Raw genomic sequence first — 16,271 nt, forward strand, 5'->3', positions numbered from 1 at the left:
CGTGGATGGCGGTCACCGGACGACGAGTTGGGTCAGCACGAGGCCCGATTCATGGGTCTCCACCTCGAAGAGGCCGGTGCGGTCCGCGGTGAGGGTGAGGGTCGCGGGCGTTCCGGGAGAGAGCGGCAGCTCACGGTCGTAGCCGTGCACGTGGAGGGTGTCGGCGCGGTCGCTGGTGACACGGAGGGTGAGGTGCTCACCCTTCTTCAACTCGATGCGGGAAGGGGGTGGCGAGACGGTCTTTCCGGTGAGGGCGAGGGTGACGGTCCGGCCGGGACCGGGACCGGGACCGGGTGCGCGGGACCCGGTCGGACGCGGACTCACGGAGGTGGAGGGTGCGGGCGCCGTGGAGGCGGGGGCCGGCGAGGTGGGTGGGGACGAGGCGGGGGTGGTGTCCAGGCGGACGGTGGTCTGGACGGGGGCGCCGGCGGCGGCCCAGACCGTGTGGTCGTCCGCGTGGAGCCGGACGGTCAGGGTGCGGCCACCCGCCGGCACGTACCCCCAGGGGCCGTACAGGCGGGCGGTCTCCCGGCCGTCGACCAGGAGACGGGCGTGGCCACGGCCCGGGAGGGCCGCGCCGCCGGTGCTCTCGGGGGTGAACCGGAACCTCTCCACGGTGAGGTGGATGTTCCAGCCGCCCTCGCTGTCGGGGCGGGCCTCGGCCCGGACAGCGGGCGCGTCCGCCGCCGGGAGTTCCCGGAGCCGGTGCCCGCCCTCGTCCCGGGCCGGGAGCAGGGTGCCGCTGCTGCCGGTGGCCTCCTCGTGGCTGGTCCCGGGCTTGTGATGGGTGGTGGCCCGGCCGCCGCAGCCCACAAGGGCGAGTGCGGCGACGACCAGGACCACCATCAGCGGCGCGACGTCGCGAGGCCGCGTCATGCCGTTTCCTCCCCGTGTGCGGACACCGCATCGGTACGCGGGGCTGCCGGCGGCTCCTGTTCCGGGGAACCGGGTCCGCGGCCTCCCGCCGCCACCACCGCCCACAGGACCCAGACCACGCCGAGCAGGAGGCGGAGCCAGGCCGGGCTCACCGGGATGCCCGGGATCATCAGGATCGCCTTGTCGAAGGCGTCGAGCAGGGTGAGGGCGCCGAGGGTCACGGTGACCCGGGCGAGGACGGGGCGGCCGGAGCGCAGGGCGAGGCCGAGGAGGGTCCACCAGGCGCCGGTGAGGAGGAGCGCGAGGGCCGGGACGGCGGTGGGCGTGAGGGCGAGGGTGGAGCCGGCGACGTCGAGGGCCAGGCCCGCGAGGCCGAGGAGGGTGGCCGCTCCCGCGAGCCGGCTGTCGCGCAGTCGGCGCCACCAGAGGGCGAGGCCTGCCAGGGCCAGGACGAGGGCGCCCCCGAGGGCGAGTTGGGTCTCGACGCGCTGGAGGCCGCGGGAGCCGTACCAGTCGCAGCCGGTGGGGAGGCGGCGCGCCTGGACGCTGTAGTCGGCGCAGACGAGGAGCTGGGCGAGTTTGACGGGTTCGCCGATGAGCCGGTCGGTGTTCCCTGAGACGTCGCCGCGGTTCGGGCCGCAGGCGGGGAGGGCGCCGGGGGTGGCGGCGCCGGTGTCGGTCTGCCAGCAGTTGCCGCTGCCCTGGCCGTCCCACCACACGTCGCTGCGGTTGGGGCGGGCGGCGCCTGCCCTGTCGACGCCGAGGTGGTTGCCGGCGTAGCGGTTGCGGTGGGAGGTATCGGTCTGCTTGCCCCAGGCGGATTCGCCGCGGATGAAGGCGGGGACGGCGCTGAGGAAGAAGGCGGAGCGCTGGTGGCCGTAGATCCAGTTGTCCTCGTAGAGGTTCCAGTTGCCGCCCGCGGTGATGATGCCGGTGCCGGGGGGCATGGAGATCTGGGGACAGACGACGCCCTGTTCGTAGCCGCGCTCGACGGGCGGTCTGGCACAGGTGCCGTCGGCGACGTACGGGTAGTAGTTCTGGTTGTTGTCGTGGATGAGGTTGCGCTCGAACTTCGCGTGGTTCTGCGGGAGTCCGGGGTGGCCGGGGAAGGCGGAGTCCATGGAGGCGCCGCCCATGTTGTGGTCGAACTCGTTGTCGTGGACCCAGACGGAGTCTCCGGCGGTGCCGGAGTAGCCGACCATGTTGTGGTGGCTGCGGCAGCCGGTGATCTCGATGGAGTAGCGGGGGACGTCGTAGCCGCGGCCGTCGTTGATGTTCGAGGCCGAGCCGGGGTAGATGCCGGAGTCGCCGTTGCCGTAGGACTCGCAGTTCTTGTAGAGGCCGTGGTCGGAGGCGAAGGTGAGGAAGCCGTACTCGTCGTTCCAGCGGGTGAGGACGTCGTCGATGACGAAGCCGTCGGCGGCCAGGACGTACAGCGAGTTGAAGGTGGTGCGCTGGGCTGTGAAGTTGCGGAAGTAGACGCCGTCGGAGCCGTCGGCGCGCAGCGCGTTGAGTTTCCGGTACCCGGCGTCGATGACGACGTCGAGGCGGGAGGCTCCGGTGCCTTCGATCTGGAGGTTCTTCTTGCCGAGGATGGCGACGAGGTTCTGGTTGTGGGGGCACTGCCGCTGCTGCTCGTAGCTGAGGATCTGGTAGCCGAGGGCGGACTTCGGGGCCTTGAGGGTGGCGCAGGCGCCGGTGGGCGGGGGCTGTGAGGGCTCCTCCTCGTAGAGGCCGGGGAGGATCGCGATGGTGAGGCCGGGCCGGTCGACGGCGTCGACGGCCTGCTGGAGGTGGCGGTAGCCGCTCCGGGCGCAGCGCTCGTAGAGGGTGAGGTTGCGGGCCCTTAGGGCGGCGGGGTAGCCGGAGATCCGGCGCTCGAAGGCGGCGCGGTCGGTCTTGCAGACGAGCAGATCAGGTTCTCCCGTGCGGAGCTTCGGCACGCTGCCGGAGCCGTCGGGGAAGGAGACGGGCCGTTCCTCGTGGGCTTGGGCCACGGGGGCGGTGAGCAGGGCCGCGGCGAGTGCCGCGAGCACGACCGTGAGCGCGAGGACGAGCCTTCGGGTCCAGGACATGCGCGTGAGAGTAGAGCAATGTTCACCTTTTTTGACCCCCTCGCGCCGTGATCGATCGGAGGGGCTCGGGCCGGCACCCCGTTGACGTGAGCCGCGCGGAATCCTACGGTCACCCATAGGATTCCCTTTGAGGGCTAGGACAGGAGCGGTCGATGACCACGGAGCAGGCCAGGAAGACGGCCGAGGCGCTCAGCTACAGCACCGGTTTCGGCAACGAGCACAGCTCGGAAGCGGTCCCCGGCGCGCTGCCGCACGGCCGTAACTCACCGCAGCGGGCGCCCCTCGGCCTCTACGCCGAGCAGCTCAGCGGCAGCGCCTTCACCGAACCCCGGGCCCACAACCGCCGCTCGTGGCTCTACCGGATCCGCCCGTCGGCCGCGCACCCGCCGTACACCCGGATCGACAACGGCGCGCTGCGCGGCGCCCCCTTCACCGAGACCGTGCCCGACCCGAACCGGCTGCGCTGGGACCCGCTGCCCGACCCGGCTCCGGGCACCGACTGGCTGGCCGGCCTGTGGACCCTCGGCGGCAACGGCGACGCGGCCCAGCGCTCCGGCATGGCCGTGCACCTGTACCACGCGAACGCCTCCATGGAGCGGGTCTTCGGCGACGCGGACGGCGAGCTGCTCATCGTCCCGGAGCGCGGCGGACTCCTCCTGCACACCGAGCTCGGCCTGCTCGCCGCCCACCCCGGCGAGGTCGCGCTGATCCCGCGCGGGGTCCGCTTCCGCGTCGAGCTCCTCGAGGCTGCGTCCGATGGCGGGCAGAGCCCGACGGCCCGCGGCTACGTCTGCGAGAACTACGGCGCCCCGTTCCAGCTCCCGGACCTCGGCCCGATCGGCGCCAACGGTCTCGCCAACGCCCGTGACTTCCGGGCCCCGGTCGCCGCCTACGAGGACGTCGAGGGCCCGGTGGAGGTGGTCAACAAGTACTGCGGCAACCTGTGGTCGGCGACGTACGGCCACTCCCCGCTCGATGTCGTCGCCTGGCACGGCAATCACACGCCGTACGTCTATGACCTGCACCGTTTCAACGTCATCGGGACCATCTCCTACGACCACCCCGACCCGTCGATCTTCACGGTCCTCACCTCGCCCTCGGACACCCCTGGGCTCGCGAGCGTGGACTTCGTGGTCTTCGCGCCGCGCTGGCTGGTCGGCGAGGACACCTTCCGCCCGCCGTACTTCCACCGCAACGTGATGAGCGAGTACATGGGCCTGATCGAGGGCGCGTACGACGCCAAGACGGCCGGAAAGGGCGGTTTCGTGCCGGGCGGCGGCTCACTGCACAACATGATGTCCGCGCACGGTCCCGACCGGGAGACCTTCGACAAGGCCAGCGCGGCCGAGCTGCGGCCGCAGCGGATCGACGACGGCCTGGCGTTCATGTTCGAGACCCGCTGGCCGGTGACCGCCACCCCGCAGGCCGCGGAGGCCGACCATCTGCAGAAGGGGTACGACGACGTATGGCAGGGTCTGGAGCGCCACTTCCGGCCGTAGAGTCCCGGCCGTAAGACCGTAGCCTTCGTACGGAGAAACCGTGACCGCCTTCGCTCCCGACTCGCTGGTCCTGAACCGCAAGCTGCCGCTCTGGTATCAGGTCTCACAGTCGCTGCGCGCCTCGATACTGGGCCGCACGCCCGACGCCTCCCTGCGGCTGCCCACCGAGGAGCAGCTGGCGGCGCACTACGGCGTGAGCGTGCTCACCATGCGCCAGGCCCTCAAGGAGCTGGAGGAGGAGGGCCTGATCAGCCGGCACCGGCGGCGCGGCACCTTCATCGAGCCGGGCGCCCGGCGCTCCACCCCGCGCCGGCTGCTCGGCTCGATCGACGCGATCGTGGCCCAGCAGTCGGGCGAGCGGACGACGGTCCTCGGGCACGGCACCGCGCCGGTGCCGGGCGAGCTCGCGGAGTACTTCCCCGACGTGACGGAGGTCGTGGCGTACCGGCGGCTGCGCCGCGACGGGGAGAGCGGCGAGCCGACGAACTGGGCGGAGAACGCGGTGCGTCCCGAACTCGCCGCGGCCATCGACCCGGCGGATCTGGAGCGCTGGCCGATGACGAAGGTGCTGCGGGACGTCGTCGGGGTGCGGATCAGCCGCATCACGGACACGGTCGAGGCGCGCCTCGCCGACCCGGAGACGGCGGCGCTGCTCCAGGTCCCGCTGCTCTCGCCGATCCTCCACTACACCGGTGTGACCTACGACGAGGACGGCCGGGTCGTGGACGTGGCCCGCATCCGCTACCGCGGCGACCGCTTCTCCTTCACGGTGACGGTGGAGGCCCAGTAGGGACAGGAAGCCCCGTAGGGACGGCGGAAGCCCAGGAGGACGGTGGAGACCTCCTCGCGGTCGTTAGCATGCGGGGCGTGACGGATTCCCCCGGAGCGGACGACGACGACCTGCCCCTCCTCGACGAACTCATGCCGTGGTCCGTCGCGCCGCTGCGCTTCGGCCGCTCGTGGATCGTGGCGCCGGACGCGCGGACGCTGCGGTCCCGCTGGGACCGCGCCCTGGCCGCCGAGGGCGCCGAGCGGGAGGCCCTGTTCCGGCCCAGCCGGGCGCGGACCGCGGCGAGTGCGGTGGCCGCGCTGCCGGGGCAGCGGACCGGGACCGTCCGCTGGTCCCGCGAGTCGGGTCCTTGCCCCGAACCCGTACGGGTCGCGCGGGGGCCGTTCGACGAGCAGTGGCTGCTGCCCGACCACCGGCTGATCGACACCGCGCGCCCCGAGCTGTGGCGGGTGCTCGGGCAGCCGCAGCTCTTCGCCGTCGAGCAGGGGTACGTGCCGGGGGCGGCGGGGCCCGCCCTGCTGGTGACGGCCGTGCTGCCGGAGGGACGTTCGCCGGCGGGCAGGCCGGGCCGGATCCGCCCGCTGTTCCGGCGCCCCGGGGGCCGGGAGCCCAATCTCGCGCCCGGCCTCCTCGACCATCTCGGGGAGCGGTACGGGCACGAGGTCGACGCCCTTGAGTGGCTGGCGTGGACGGTGGCGGCGGCCCGCCCCTCCCCCGCCGGGTGCCGGGTGCCGCTGCCCGTGGATCCGGAGGTGTGGGCGGCGGGCGTGGCGCTCGGCCGGGAGCTGACGGACATCCAGGTGCGGGGCGCCGTGAGCGGCACGAAGCCGCGGCTGCCGGGCGGTCGCCGTCCCTATGTGCGGGCGGCGGTCCCGGCACGGCCGGAGGCGATGACGTACGACGACGGGGACGAGGCGCTGTGTCTGGACGGCGGCCGGATCTCGCCCGTGCCTGAGGAGGCCTGGGAGTACCGGGTGGGCGGGGCGCGGGTCCTCGAGCAGTGGTTCGCGCACCGGACGGCTCCTGCGGAGCCGGGTTCCCTGGAGGCGATCGGCCCTGCGGACTGGCCTCAGGAGTGGACCTCGGAGCTGCTCGACCTGATCACGGTGCTCGCGCTGCTCGGCGCCCGTGAGCCGGAGCGGGCCGCCTTCGCGGCGGGGGCGGCAGGCCGGGAGGAGCTGCGTGCGGCGGGCGTCCTTCCCCCGCCGCCCGGGGCGCGCCGTCCCGCGTCCGTCCTCGACCATCAGGAGGAGGGCCCCGAGGGGCAGTTCATGCTGCTGTGACCGGGGAGGCGCGGTTCACGCCCCCGTGACCGGGGGAGCGAACGAGTCGAGGAGCCGGCCGATGGTCATGTCGAAGATCACGTCCGGGTCGACGGGGGCAGCGGGCGCCTCGGCCAGCAGTCCGGCGAGGTGCGGGTACCGTCCGGTCGCGACCTGCCCCGCGAGGTAGGCGCCGCGCACGGCCTGCTCCTCCTCCTCGGACCAGGGCAGCCCGCGGGCGCGCTCGGCGACGGCGTGCTCGTTGGCGACGGTGGCCATGACGGTGCCGTTGACCATGGCGATCAGCTGCATCTTCAGTCCGGCCGGGATGTCCAGGGGCTCCAGGCAGCCGAGGCACCACTCCAGGAAGCGCAGGGCGTTGGGGCTGAAGCCGTAGGCGGTGGTCATGATGCGGGCGAGCCAGGGGTGCCGGTACATGATCGCGCGGCCCTGGTGGGCGATGGCGTTCATGTCGGCGCGCCAGTCGCCGCTGGGTTCCCCGGGAAACTCGTACTCGCCGCTGACGGCGTCGACCATCAGCTCGTACAGGTCCTCCTTGCGCGGGACGTAGTTGTAGAGCGACATGGTGCCGCAGCCGAGTTCGGCGGCGATGCGGCGCATGGAGACGGCGTCGATGCCGTCCGCGTCCGCGATGCGCACGGCGACGGCCACGATGTCGGTCCTGCTGTACGCCGGCTTGGGGCCTCGGCCCGCGCGCTCGGGGCGCGCCCAGATCACTTCCGGTTCGGCCGTTCGGCCCGTCATGGATCATCACCTCGCCTCCATCCTAGTTACGTACACCGTACGCAGTGGGGTAGGGTCATGCCATGACTACTACGTACGCCGTACTTAGTGAGGGTCTCCAGAAGCGGTACGGCGAGGTCCACGCCCTCCGCGGCCTCGACCTCGCCGTCCCCGAGGGCTCCGTCTGCGGCGTCCTCGGGCCCAACGGCGCCGGCAAGACCACCGCCGTCCGCGTCCTCACGACCCTCGTCACCCCCGACGCGGGAAGCGCGCGGGTCGCCGGACACGACGTGGTGCGCGACGCGGCGGGGGTACGGAAGCGCATCGCGGTCACCGGGCAGTACGCCTCCGTCGACGGCGACCTCACCGGCGCCGAGAATTTGCGGCTCTTCGCCCGGCTGCTGCGCGCCCCCCGCGCCCGGGCCGACGAACTCCTGGAGCGCTTCGGCCTCACCGCCGCGGCCGGACGGCCCGCCCGCACGTACTCCGGCGGCATGCGGCGCCGGCTCGACCTGGCGGCGAGCCTGCTCGTGACGCCGCGGGTCCTCTTCCTCGACGAGCCCACGACCGGGCTCGACCCGCACAGCCGCAACGGGATCTGGGACGCCGTGAGGGAGTTGGCGTCACAGGGCACGACCGTGCTGCTGACCACGCAGTACCTGGAGGAGGCCGACCAGCTCGCCGACGGCATCGTCCTGATCGACGAGGGACGGGTCGCCGAACGCGGCACCCCGGCCGAACTCAAGGCCCTGGTCGGCAGCTACGCCGAGGTCGTGGTGGCGGAACCGTCCGCCCTCGAAGCCGCCGCGGCCGTCCTCGACCGGCTGACCGGCTCGGCCCCCGCCCTGGACGCCGAGCGCCGCACGGTGGGCGCGGTGGCCACGGACACCACGCTCACCCTCCCCCGGATCGTCCGCGAGATCGACGCGGCCGGGGTCCTCATCGTCGACGCCTCGCTGCGTCCGCCCACCCTCGACGAGGTGTTCCTGCGCCTCACCGACCGGAAGGGGCTCGTCGCGTGAACGCCCTCGTCCACGACGGGACCGCCGTCCTCGGCCGCCATCTCCAGCGTGTCCGGCACGCGCCCGCGATCACCGTCATGACGCAGACGATGCCGATCGTGTTCCTGCTGTTCTTCGGGTACGTGTTCGGCAGCGCGCTCGCCATGCCCGGCGCCGAGTACCGGTCCCAGCTGGTGCCCGGCCTGCTCGTCGCGACGGCGGCGGGCGGCCTCATGACCGGCATGTTCCAGGCCGCGCAGGACACCCACCGGGGCGTCGCGGACCGCTTCAGGACCCTGCCCGTGAGCCGGGCCGCCGTCCCCCTCGGACAGGCGCTCGCCGACCTCGCCACGAGCGCCGTCGGCACGGTCCCGCTGATCCTGGTCGGACTCGCGATGGGCTGGCGCATCGAGGGGACGGCGCCGGAGGCTCTCGGCGCCTTCGGCCTGCTGCTCCTCTTCCGGTTCGCGACGACCTGGATGGGCATCCTGTTCGGCCTGGCCTCCGAGAGCGAGGAGGCGGCGGGACAGCTCGGCAGCGCCACGTTCATGCTGCCGCTGCTGTCCAACGCCTACCTCCCGACGGAGAACATGCCCGGCTGGCTGCGCACGGTCGCCGAGTGGAACCCGATCTCGGCGGTCACCACGGCGGTACGGGTCCTCTTCGGCAACGCGCCCGTACCGGCGGACGCCGCCTGGCCGGTGGCCCATCCGGTCGCCGGGGCGCTGCTCTGGTCGCTCGCCCTGATCGCCCTCTTCGCTCCGCTCGCCGTACGCCGCTATGCCCGGGGCTGACCCGGTGGCGTGACCCACGTCCCGATGACAAGGACCGGCCCGCAGGGTAGGCAGGGCTTCCATGAGCACTCAGCCACTCCCCCTCGAAGGGGTCACGGTCGTCGCCGTCGAACAGGCCGTCGCCGCCCCCTTCGCCACCCGGCAGCTCGCCGACCTCGGCGCCCGCGTCGTGAAGATCGAGCGCCCCGACGGCGGGGACTTCGCCCGGGGGTACGACACGGCCGCCCGGGGCCTCGCCTCGCACTTCGTCTGGTGCAACCGCGGCAAGGAGTCCGTGGCGGTCGACCTCAAGGACCCGCGCGGTCTCGCCCTCGTCCGCCGGATGGTGGCCGGCGCCGACGTCTTCGTACAGAACCTGGCGCAGGGCGCGGCGGCCAGGCTCGGTCTCGACGCCGCCACCCTGTGCGCCGCGCACCCGTGGCTGATCGCGGTGGACGTCTCGGGGTACGGGGCCGAGGGCCCGTACGCGCACAGGCGGGCGTACGACATGCTCGTCCAGTGCGAGGCCGGCCTGGTGTCGGTGACCGGCACCCCGGAGCAGCCGGTCAAGTCCGGCATCCCGGCCGCCGACATCGCGGCCGGGATGTACGCCTTCTCGGGCGTCCTCGCCGCCCTCGTGCGGCGCGGCACGACCGGCCGGGGCGGACCGGTCGAGGTCTCGCTGCTCGACTCGCTGGCCGAGTGGATGGGGCATCCGTTGCATCACGGGATGCATGGAGGCACGCCCCCGGCGCGTACGGGGCTCGCGCACGCGGTGATCGCGCCGTACGACGCCTATCCGACGGCGGACGGCGGCATGGTGCTGCTCTCCGTGCAGAACGACCGGGAGTGGCGGCGGCTCGCCGAACAGGTCATCGGCCGGCCGGAACTGGCCGACACCCCGGCGTTCGCGACGAACACGGCGCGGGTGGCCGGGCGCGCGGCGACGGACGCGGTGGTCGCGGCGGCGCTGGCCCCGCTGACGGCGCCCGAGGCGCTCGCCCGGCTCGACGCGGCGGGCGTCGCCTGCGCCCGGCTCAACTCGGTCGCGGAGCTCGCGGACCATCCCCAGCTGACGGCCCGTGACCGCTGGCGGGAGGTGGAGTCGCCGGTCGGGCCGCTGCGCTCACTGCTGCCGCCGATCGTGTTCCCGGACGCGCCGGAGCCACGGCCGGCCCGTATTCCGGCGCTCGGACAGGACACGGACGAGGTACTCGCCGAGCTGGGGGTGCCGAAGGCGGGGGTGGAGGAACTGAGGAGCGCGGGCGTGATCGCCTGACACTTCGGGTGTCCGGCCTGGCACCTTCGGGCGTCATGCCCGCCGTCGGGGATGACTGAACGCCGGACGGGCGGGGACACGTCCGGCGGTGTCGCAGTCGGAGTCGTACGGGCGACCGGGGTCAGCGGGCGGGACCCTCGGGAGGCCCCAAGCCTCAGCGGCGCGTACCGAAGAGGGAGCGGCGCAGTCGGCGGAGCGGGGCGAAGAGCGAGACCCGCGCGCTGCGGCTGCGGTGACCGTGCACCGGCGCCTCCTGCGTACGCGTCGTCAGCTCGCGCATCAGCAGCGTCGCCTCGGCGACCTCACGCTGGGGCACGGCGGGACCGCCGAGCACCGCGAGATGACGGTCGAGCCGCGAACTGGTCGCGCTGCTCCCGCAGGTGATGGCAGGCACTCGAGGCCTGCTGCGCATTGCTATCTGTTCCATGTCACTCCCCACCCGTACAAGGGCACCCGACCCAGGGCAGGTTAACCCTATCGCCCCGCCATGACACCCGTGTATCCCGGCGGCGGGATTCACGCACGCGTACGGGGGTTGACGGTTACCGTGCGAATCCATCTGATTCCAGGGTGAGTTGGACAGGATTTCGAACACCTGCCGAACCGTCACGAACCATCCTGCACTCCGGACCCTCCCCCGCGGACACCCGGGTCGGTGTGATCTCCACCACCAAGATCGTCGCCTCCGCCTCGCCGACGGAGCGGAGCCGCGGGGACGCCCCTCGGCTACCGTGGATCCATGACGGTGATCGCGGGTCGTTACCGGCTTCTGGACGTCCTCGCCGAGGGGACGGCGGGCACCGTCTGGCGTGCCCTGGACGAGACGAGCGGTCACGACGTGGCCCTCAAGGAGTTCCGCGCCCCGGCCGGACTCCCCGCGGACGAGCTGCCGCTGCTGTACGCGCGGCGCGAGCGCGAGGCGCGGGCCGCGGGCCGGATCACCCACCCCTCCGTCGTACGGGTCCTCGGGGTGGCCACCGAGGACGGCCGACCCTGGGTCGTGACGGAGCTGGTACGCGGCCTCACCCTCGCCGAGACGCTGGAGGCCGGTCCGCTGCCGCCGCGCGAGGCCGCCCGCGTCGGCGCCGAGGTCCTCGCCGCGCTCCGGGCGGGCCGGGAGGCGGGCGCCCCGCACCGGGGGGTGGGACCGGAGCACGTCCTCCTCGCGAACGACGGACGGGTCGTCACGACCGGCTTCGGAGCGGCGCCGGAGGACGATCCGGGGCCGGAGGCGGAGCTGCGCTCCCTGGGAGCGCTGCTGGGTGCGGCGGCCTCGTCACTGCCGTCGGCGGACGGCCGGACGGAGGTGCTCCGGGCGGTGATCGACGAGCTGTCGCACCAGGAGCCGTCCGGGACCCCGGCGGACGGGGACACCGAGCGGGCCCCGATCACCGAGCGGGCCGGGCGGGCCGAGCGGGAGCTGCGGCGGATCGCCACGGGCGGGGCGCGCCCGGTGCGGAGGGAGGTCTCCTCCACCCCGCCAGGTGCCGGGCAGGACCGACGGGAACTGCCCGGCGACGACCATCACCAGGGAAACGCCCCTACCGGCGGCGGGAGTTCGGCCGCTCCGGCGCGCGGGACGCGACCGCCGCGCCGGGGTCATGTCCTGCTCGCCGGCGCGATCGGCGCGCTGCTGATCGCGGGCGCGCTGACGTATCAGGCGGTACGGGACGACGAGCGTGGCCCCGGTCCCGGCCCGGGCGGTGTCACGAGCACCGCTCCGACCGGTCCCGGCGCCACGGGCACGGGCATCGGCGCGGTTACACCACGTTCCTGAAGGAGGGCAGGTACCCGCCGGACTGGCCGGCGGCGGTCGGGTGGTAGGACTCCCCGATGTTGAGCCAGTTGACGCTGTGCAGCCAGGCGGAGCCGGAGCAGATCTCGTGTCCGGTGAAGGCCGGGACGACACTGGAGTAGGTGTAGCCGTGGTCGGCGGCGCGTTTGGCGACGGCCGCGTTGAGGTAGTCGGAGGCGTCGTTGATGGCCCTGCGCTCGTTCTCGCTGAGGCCGGCGACGCAGCTGCCGCCCAGCTGGTAGAAGCGCGGGTAGCCGAGGACGACGACGCGGGCGGCGGGAGCCTTGCTCCTGATGGCCGTGTAGACGGAGTCGAGCTTGCCGGGCAGCGTGGTGTCCACGTAGCTCTTGGCCTGATTCACACGGCTGATGCAGGTGGACTCGGACTGCAGCACACAGGTCGTCATGACGTCGGCGAAACCGGCGTCATTTCCCCCGATCGTGACGGAGATCAGATCGGTGGCGGCGGAGAGCGGGCCGAGCTGATTGGCGGTCACATCACCCGTTCGGGCGCCCGAGCAGGCGGTGAACGCGAAGGAGGAAGGGGCGTTCGCGTTCTTCCAGAGCACCGGAAAGGCCTTCGTGGAGCGCTTGCAGTCGCCGCTCGCGCTGTCGTAACTGCCTGCGCCGACACCGGAGGAGTACGAGTCCCCCAGGGCCACGTAGTCGAGGGCGGCGGTTTCGGCCGCCTGGGCGGCGCCCGCCCCGGTGAGGGCGAGGACGGCACCGAGCAGGAGCGAGGACGAAAGCGCGGTGAAGCGGGACAGTCTCATGGAACCTCCCTGTAGCAGGATCTCTGCGTTACCAGGTAGTAGCATCGGATCCGCTCCGCCGGAAGTGTTCATGTCAAAACTGGGGGTGAACGTCTCCCGATCCTCCGTCAGGAACCGTCGATATCCGGCCACCACAGGAACCGGAGGCTCCGGTCCCGCTCGGCGGTCGAACGCGGTCGCGACACATTCACACAACAATGCACAGAAGCGTGATCCTGTCCCACCGCCCCCCGGGTTCAAACGGATTGATCGAATCCGATCGGGACGGTTACGCATCTGACCGTCGAAGCTTCGCCAAACTACGGAAAACCGGGTCACACAAGCGGGACTTGCCATACAGTCCCATTCATCAATACCGTCGTACATCTCACCCGCACCGGTCCATCACGCAAAGCGGCTCAGGGGAGGGCTCTAGCGTCGCTGATGGTCCCCGGAGCGGGGCGCGGTAGGGGGGTGCCGTGCTCGGTGTTCGAACCTGCGCCGAGGCGTGGGTACCGCGCGGCCGGATATGCCAACTCGCCGATCCCGCAAGGAGATCATCTCCGTGCGGGCGGGGCGTGAACCCCCCTTTCGAACCGGACACACCATCGGGCCGCCCAAGGGGTGGGCGGCCCACCGGACGAGAGGGAAACCAGACCCATGAGCTCGTTCCTGCGCCCGACCGCCACGGGCCGAGAATTGACCGAGCCGAGTCGAATAGCCGCCCAATACCGGGCCATCACCTCGCATCTGGCGATCACACCGCCGGTAAGTGTCGTGATTCCCGCGATGAACGAAGCCGAAAACCTTCCGTACGTCTTCAAGACGCTGCCGGAATGGATTCACGAAGTCGTTCTCGTGGACGGAAATTCCACCGACAACACGGTGGAGGTCGCCCGGGAACTCCGACCTGACGTCAAGGTCGTCAAACAGGTCGGCAAGGGCAAGGGCGACGCCCTGATCAGCGGCTTCGCCGCATGCACCGGCGACATCATCGTCATGGTCGACGCCGACGGATCGGCCGACGGCCAGGAGATCGTCTCCTACGTCTCCGCCCTGGTCGGCGGCGCCGACTTCGCCAAGGGCTCCCGCTTCGCCAACGGCGGCGGCACGGACGACATGACGACCATTCGCAGACTCGGCAACTGGGCCCTCTGCACCCTCGTCAACCGCAAGTTCGGCGCCCGGTACACCGACCTCTGCTACGGCTACAACGCCTTCTGGCGCCACTGCCTCGACAAGATCACCCTCGACTGCACCGGATTCGAGATCGAGACCCTGATCAACATCCGGGTCGTCAAGGCCGGCCTCAAGGTGCAGGAGGTGCCGAGCCACGAATACAACCGCATTCACGGCGTCAGCAACCTCAACGCCGTACGCGACGGCATCCGCGTCCTGAAGGTCATCCTCAGGGAGAAGTCCCCCGCCAAGGCGTCCCGCCGCCGGCCCGCCCCGTTCTCCGTCAACGTCCCCCGGGGAGAGGTGTCTTGAACCACCGCACGTCCCCGGACGGCTTCTCGGTGGTGATCTGCGTCTACACGGAGGAGCGGTGGGAGGACATCCTCGCCGCCGTCGACTCCGTTCGGAAGCAGTCGCTGCCGCCGCTGGAGACGCTGCTCGTCGTCGACCACAACGAGCGGCTCCTCTCCCGGCTCACCGAGGAGTACGCGGAGCGGCAGCCGCCCGGACAAGGGGCGGAGGTGCGGGTGCTCGCCAACGCGGGCCCCCGCGGCCTCTCCGCCGGCCGCAACACCGGAATCGCCGCCGCGCGTGGCCGGTTCGTGGCCTTCCTCGACGACGACGCGGTCGCCGAGCGGGACTGGCTCCACCACTTCGCCGCCGCCTACGACGACCCGCGTGTCATGGCCGTCGGCGGCCGGACCCTGCCCGTCTGGGCGTCCGGCCGCCGCCCGGCCTGGTTCCCCGAGGAGTTCGACTGGGTCGTCGGCTGTACGTACCGGGGTCTGCCCCCGGGCCGCGTCCCGGTGCGCAACGTGCTCGGCGGCAACGCCTCCTTCCGCCGTACGGCCTTCGACGCGGCGGGCGGCTTCGCCACCGGCATCGGGCGGGACGGCGACCGGCGGCCCCTCGGCGGCGAGGAGACCGAGCTGTGCATCCGGCTCTCCAAGGCGCTGCCCGAGGCGATCCTCCTCATCGACGACCGGGCGGTCATCCACCACAAGGTGCCCGCCGTCCGCGAGCGCTTCGGCTACTTCCGCACCCGGGTCTACGCCGAAGGGCTCTCCAAGGCGCTCGTCGCACGCAGTGTCGGGGCGCAGAAGGGCCTGGAGTCCGAACGGCGCTACTCGACACGGGTGTTGCCCGCCGGGGTCCTGCGCGGAGTCCGCGACGCCCTGCGCGGCCGCTCCGGCGGCGCCGGCCGGGCCGGGGCGATCGTGACCGGGGTGACGGTCGCCGCCGGCGGCTACGCGCTCGGCACGCTCCGGGCCCGCCGGAACGGGACGACCTTCTCGTGGGGTCCGATCGAACGGGACGGGAGCGGGGCGGTGGGCACCGGGGACGAGGGCGGATCCGGGGACGGTGCCGCCGCCGGTCGCGGCAGTGGTTCCCGTACCGCCGAGGGAGCGGACCGATGAGCGCGACCTCCGCCGTGCCGATCCTCATGTACCACGCGGTCGGCCACGACCCCGCCCCCGCGACCCTCGGGCTCTCCGTCACCCCCGAGGCGTTCGCGGCACAGATGGAGGTGGTCGCCGAGCGGGGGTTCACCCCGCTGACCACCGCCGGGCTCGCCACCGCCTGGCGCACCGGCGCTCCGCTGCCCGCCCGGCCGCTGCTCGTCACCTTCGACGACGGCTACGAGGGCGTGCACCGGTACGCGCTGCCGGTGCTCGCCAAGCACTCCTTCGCGAGCACCGTCTTCGTCTCCACCGGCTGGCTGCCCGGCAGGCACACGACCGGCGGCGCCCTCGACACCATGCTCGACTGGGGCCAGGTGCGCGAACTGGCCGACACGGGAACCGAGATCGGCGGGCACAGCCACACCCACCCGCAGCTCGACCAGCTCGACGCGGCACGGCTGCGGTTCGAGACGCTGCGCTGCCGCGAGATCGTCGGCGAGGAGCTGGGGGCCGCCCCGGTGTCCTTCGCCTACCCGTACGGGTACTCCAGCCGCCGGGTCCGCCGTACGGTCCGGGAGGCCGGGTTCACCCAGGCGCTCGCCGTCGGCAACGCGCTCGCCAGGCGTCGTCAGGGCCCGTACGCCCTGGAGCGGGTGACCGTCCGCAGGTCGACGGGGATCGGCGAGTTCACCCGCCTCGTGGAAGGCCGGTCCGTCGGTCGCAACTTCGCGGCGGACCGGGCCATGACGAAGGGGTACGCGCTCGCGCGCCGCGCCCGGGGCGCCGTGCGGGGCCACTGGATCTGACGTACCGCGGGACCTGCGACAAGGGGGGCGTCCCGTTC

The 16,271-nt window shown here is 72.5% G+C and carries 15 protein-coding genes; 10 read left to right on the plus strand and 5 right to left on the minus strand.

What is annotated here, in order from left to right:
- Window positions 1-12 precede the first annotated feature (12 nt).
- Window positions 13-876: a hypothetical protein gene (locus ACIA8N_RS21275; protein WP_365783572.1), complete on the minus strand. Its 864-nt coding sequence runs from the start codon at window positions 874-876 to the stop codon at window positions 13-15.
- Window positions 873-2,951 carry a right-handed parallel beta-helix repeat-containing protein gene (locus tag ACIA8N_RS21280; protein ID WP_365783574.1) on the minus strand — a complete coding sequence of 693 codons (2,079 nt, stop codon included), beginning with the start codon at window positions 2,949-2,951 and terminating at the stop codon, window positions 873-875. The genes ACIA8N_RS21275 and ACIA8N_RS21280 overlap by 4 nt, the downstream gene beginning before the upstream one ends.
- 152 nt (window positions 2,952-3,103) lie before the next feature.
- Between ACIA8N_RS21280 and hmgA the strand changes: the two genes are divergently transcribed.
- The 3 genes from hmgA (at window position 3,104) to ACIA8N_RS21295 (ending at window position 6,523) form a co-directional block, all read left to right on the plus strand.
- Complete coding sequence (gene hmgA / locus ACIA8N_RS21285; RefSeq protein ID WP_365783576.1) at window positions 3,104-4,450, plus strand: homogentisate 1,2-dioxygenase; 1,347 nt, start codon at window positions 3,104-3,106, stop codon at window positions 4,448-4,450.
- A gap of 40 nt (window positions 4,451-4,490) precedes the next feature.
- Window positions 4,491-5,240: a GntR family transcriptional regulator gene (locus ACIA8N_RS21290; RefSeq protein ID WP_365783578.1), complete on the plus strand. Its 750-nt coding sequence runs from the start codon at window positions 4,491-4,493 to the stop codon at window positions 5,238-5,240.
- A 68-nt stretch (window positions 5,241-5,308) separates the two neighbouring features.
- Window positions 5,309-6,523: a type ISP restriction/modification enzyme gene (locus ACIA8N_RS21295; RefSeq protein ID WP_365783580.1), complete on the plus strand. Its 1,215-nt coding sequence runs from the start codon at window positions 5,309-5,311 to the stop codon at window positions 6,521-6,523.
- 15 nt (window positions 6,524-6,538) lie between these two features.
- Here ACIA8N_RS21295 and ACIA8N_RS21300 read toward each other — a convergent pair whose 3' ends face one another.
- A complete protein-coding gene (locus ACIA8N_RS21300; protein ID WP_365783582.1) occupies window positions 6,539-7,267 on the minus strand; it encodes a TetR/AcrR family transcriptional regulator in 729 nt (242 codons plus the stop codon).
- Between the two features lie 62 nt (window positions 7,268-7,329).
- On the opposite strand from ACIA8N_RS21300, the gene ACIA8N_RS21305 reads away from it, so the two are divergent.
- The 3 genes from ACIA8N_RS21305 to ACIA8N_RS21315 all read left to right on the plus strand — a co-directional run bounded on the left by ACIA8N_RS21305 (window position 7,330) and on the right by ACIA8N_RS21315 (window position 10,299).
- On the plus strand, window positions 7,330-8,268 hold the full coding sequence (locus tag ACIA8N_RS21305) for an ATP-binding cassette domain-containing protein (RefSeq protein ID WP_365783584.1): 939 nt from the start codon (window positions 7,330-7,332) through the stop codon (window positions 8,266-8,268).
- Window positions 8,265-9,041, plus strand: coding sequence for an ABC transporter permease (locus ACIA8N_RS21310; RefSeq protein WP_365783586.1), 777 nt, complete (start codon window positions 8,265-8,267; stop codon window positions 9,039-9,041). The genes ACIA8N_RS21305 and ACIA8N_RS21310 overlap by 4 nt, the downstream gene beginning before the upstream one ends.
- 61 nt (window positions 9,042-9,102) lie before the next feature.
- Window positions 9,103-10,299, plus strand: a complete 1,197-nt coding sequence (locus tag ACIA8N_RS21315) for a CaiB/BaiF CoA-transferase family protein (RefSeq protein ID WP_365783589.1) — start codon at window positions 9,103-9,105, stop codon at window positions 10,297-10,299.
- A gap of 154 nt (window positions 10,300-10,453) precedes the next feature.
- Here the strand turns inward: ACIA8N_RS21315 and ACIA8N_RS21320 are convergent, their stop codons facing one another.
- On the minus strand, window positions 10,454-10,726 hold the full coding sequence (locus ACIA8N_RS21320; RefSeq protein WP_365783591.1) for a hypothetical protein: 273 nt from the start codon (window positions 10,724-10,726) through the stop codon (window positions 10,454-10,456).
- Between the two features lie 312 nt (window positions 10,727-11,038).
- Between ACIA8N_RS21320 and ACIA8N_RS21325 the strand changes: the two genes are divergently transcribed.
- Window positions 11,039-12,076: a protein kinase gene (locus ACIA8N_RS21325; protein WP_365783593.1), complete on the plus strand. Its 1,038-nt coding sequence runs from the start codon at window positions 11,039-11,041 to the stop codon at window positions 12,074-12,076.
- On the opposite strand, the gene ACIA8N_RS21330 is transcribed toward ACIA8N_RS21325, so the two are convergent.
- The gene (locus ACIA8N_RS21330; RefSeq protein WP_365783595.1) at window positions 12,060-12,866 is read right to left on the minus strand and encodes an SGNH/GDSL hydrolase family protein; all 807 of its coding nucleotides are present in this window, start codon (window positions 12,864-12,866) and stop codon (window positions 12,060-12,062) included. The genes ACIA8N_RS21325 and ACIA8N_RS21330 overlap by 17 nt on opposite strands.
- Before the next feature lie 639 nt (window positions 12,867-13,505).
- Between ACIA8N_RS21330 and ACIA8N_RS21335 the strand changes: the two genes are divergently transcribed.
- The 3 genes from ACIA8N_RS21335 to ACIA8N_RS21345 are packed head-to-tail and all read left to right on the plus strand — an operon-like array spanning window position 13,506 to window position 16,233.
- Entirely contained in the window at window positions 13,506-14,336 is an 831-nt protein-coding gene (locus ACIA8N_RS21335) for a glycosyltransferase family 2 protein (RefSeq protein ID WP_365783597.1), read from the plus strand.
- Window positions 14,333-15,442 carry a glycosyltransferase family 2 protein gene (locus ACIA8N_RS21340; protein ID WP_365783599.1) on the plus strand — a complete coding sequence of 370 codons (1,110 nt, stop codon included), beginning with the start codon at window positions 14,333-14,335 and terminating at the stop codon, window positions 15,440-15,442. Before ACIA8N_RS21335 ends, ACIA8N_RS21340 begins: the two co-directional genes overlap by 4 nt.
- Window positions 15,439-16,233: a polysaccharide deacetylase family protein gene (locus ACIA8N_RS21345; RefSeq protein ID WP_365783601.1), complete on the plus strand. Its 795-nt coding sequence runs from the start codon at window positions 15,439-15,441 to the stop codon at window positions 16,231-16,233. The genes ACIA8N_RS21340 and ACIA8N_RS21345 overlap by 4 nt, the downstream gene beginning before the upstream one ends.
- Window positions 16,234-16,271 lie beyond the last annotated feature (38 nt).

This window comes from Streptomyces sp. NPDC051822 (genome assembly GCF_044452745.1).
GTDB lineage: Bacteria > Actinomycetota > Actinomycetes > Streptomycetales > Streptomycetaceae > Streptomyces.

Bases quoted from the DNA above. Each gene is read 5' to 3' on its own strand.
- ACIA8N_RS21275 (WP_365783572.1), bottom strand. From the start codon at position 876: ATGACGCGGCCTCGCGACGTCGCGCCGCTGATGGTGGTCCTGGTCGTC.
- ACIA8N_RS21280 (WP_365783574.1), bottom strand. From the start codon at position 2,951: ATGTCCTGGACCCGAAGGCTCGTCCTCGCGCTCACGGTCGTGCTCGCG.
- hmgA (WP_365783576.1), top strand. From the start codon at position 3,104: ATGACCACGGAGCAGGCCAGGAAGACGGCCGAGGCGCTCAGCTACAGC.
- ACIA8N_RS21295 (WP_365783580.1), top strand. From the start codon at position 5,309: ATGCGGGGCGTGACGGATTCCCCCGGAGCGGACGACGACGACCTGCCC.
- ACIA8N_RS21300 (WP_365783582.1), bottom strand. From the start codon at position 7,267: ATGACGGGCCGAACGGCCGAACCGGAAGTGATCTGGGCGCGCCCCGAG.
- ACIA8N_RS21305 (WP_365783584.1), top strand. From the start codon at position 7,330: ATGACTACTACGTACGCCGTACTTAGTGAGGGTCTCCAGAAGCGGTAC.
- ACIA8N_RS21315 (WP_365783589.1), top strand. From the start codon at position 9,103: ATGAGCACTCAGCCACTCCCCCTCGAAGGGGTCACGGTCGTCGCCGTC.
- ACIA8N_RS21320 (WP_365783591.1), bottom strand. From the start codon at position 10,726: ATGGAACAGATAGCAATGCGCAGCAGGCCTCGAGTGCCTGCCATCACC.
- ACIA8N_RS21325 (WP_365783593.1), top strand. From the start codon at position 11,039: ATGACGGTGATCGCGGGTCGTTACCGGCTTCTGGACGTCCTCGCCGAG.
- ACIA8N_RS21330 (WP_365783595.1), bottom strand. From the start codon at position 12,866: ATGAGACTGTCCCGCTTCACCGCGCTTTCGTCCTCGCTCCTGCTCGGT.
- ACIA8N_RS21335 (WP_365783597.1), top strand. From the start codon at position 13,506: ATGAGCTCGTTCCTGCGCCCGACCGCCACGGGCCGAGAATTGACCGAG.
- ACIA8N_RS21345 (WP_365783601.1), top strand. From the start codon at position 15,439: ATGAGCGCGACCTCCGCCGTGCCGATCCTCATGTACCACGCGGTCGGC.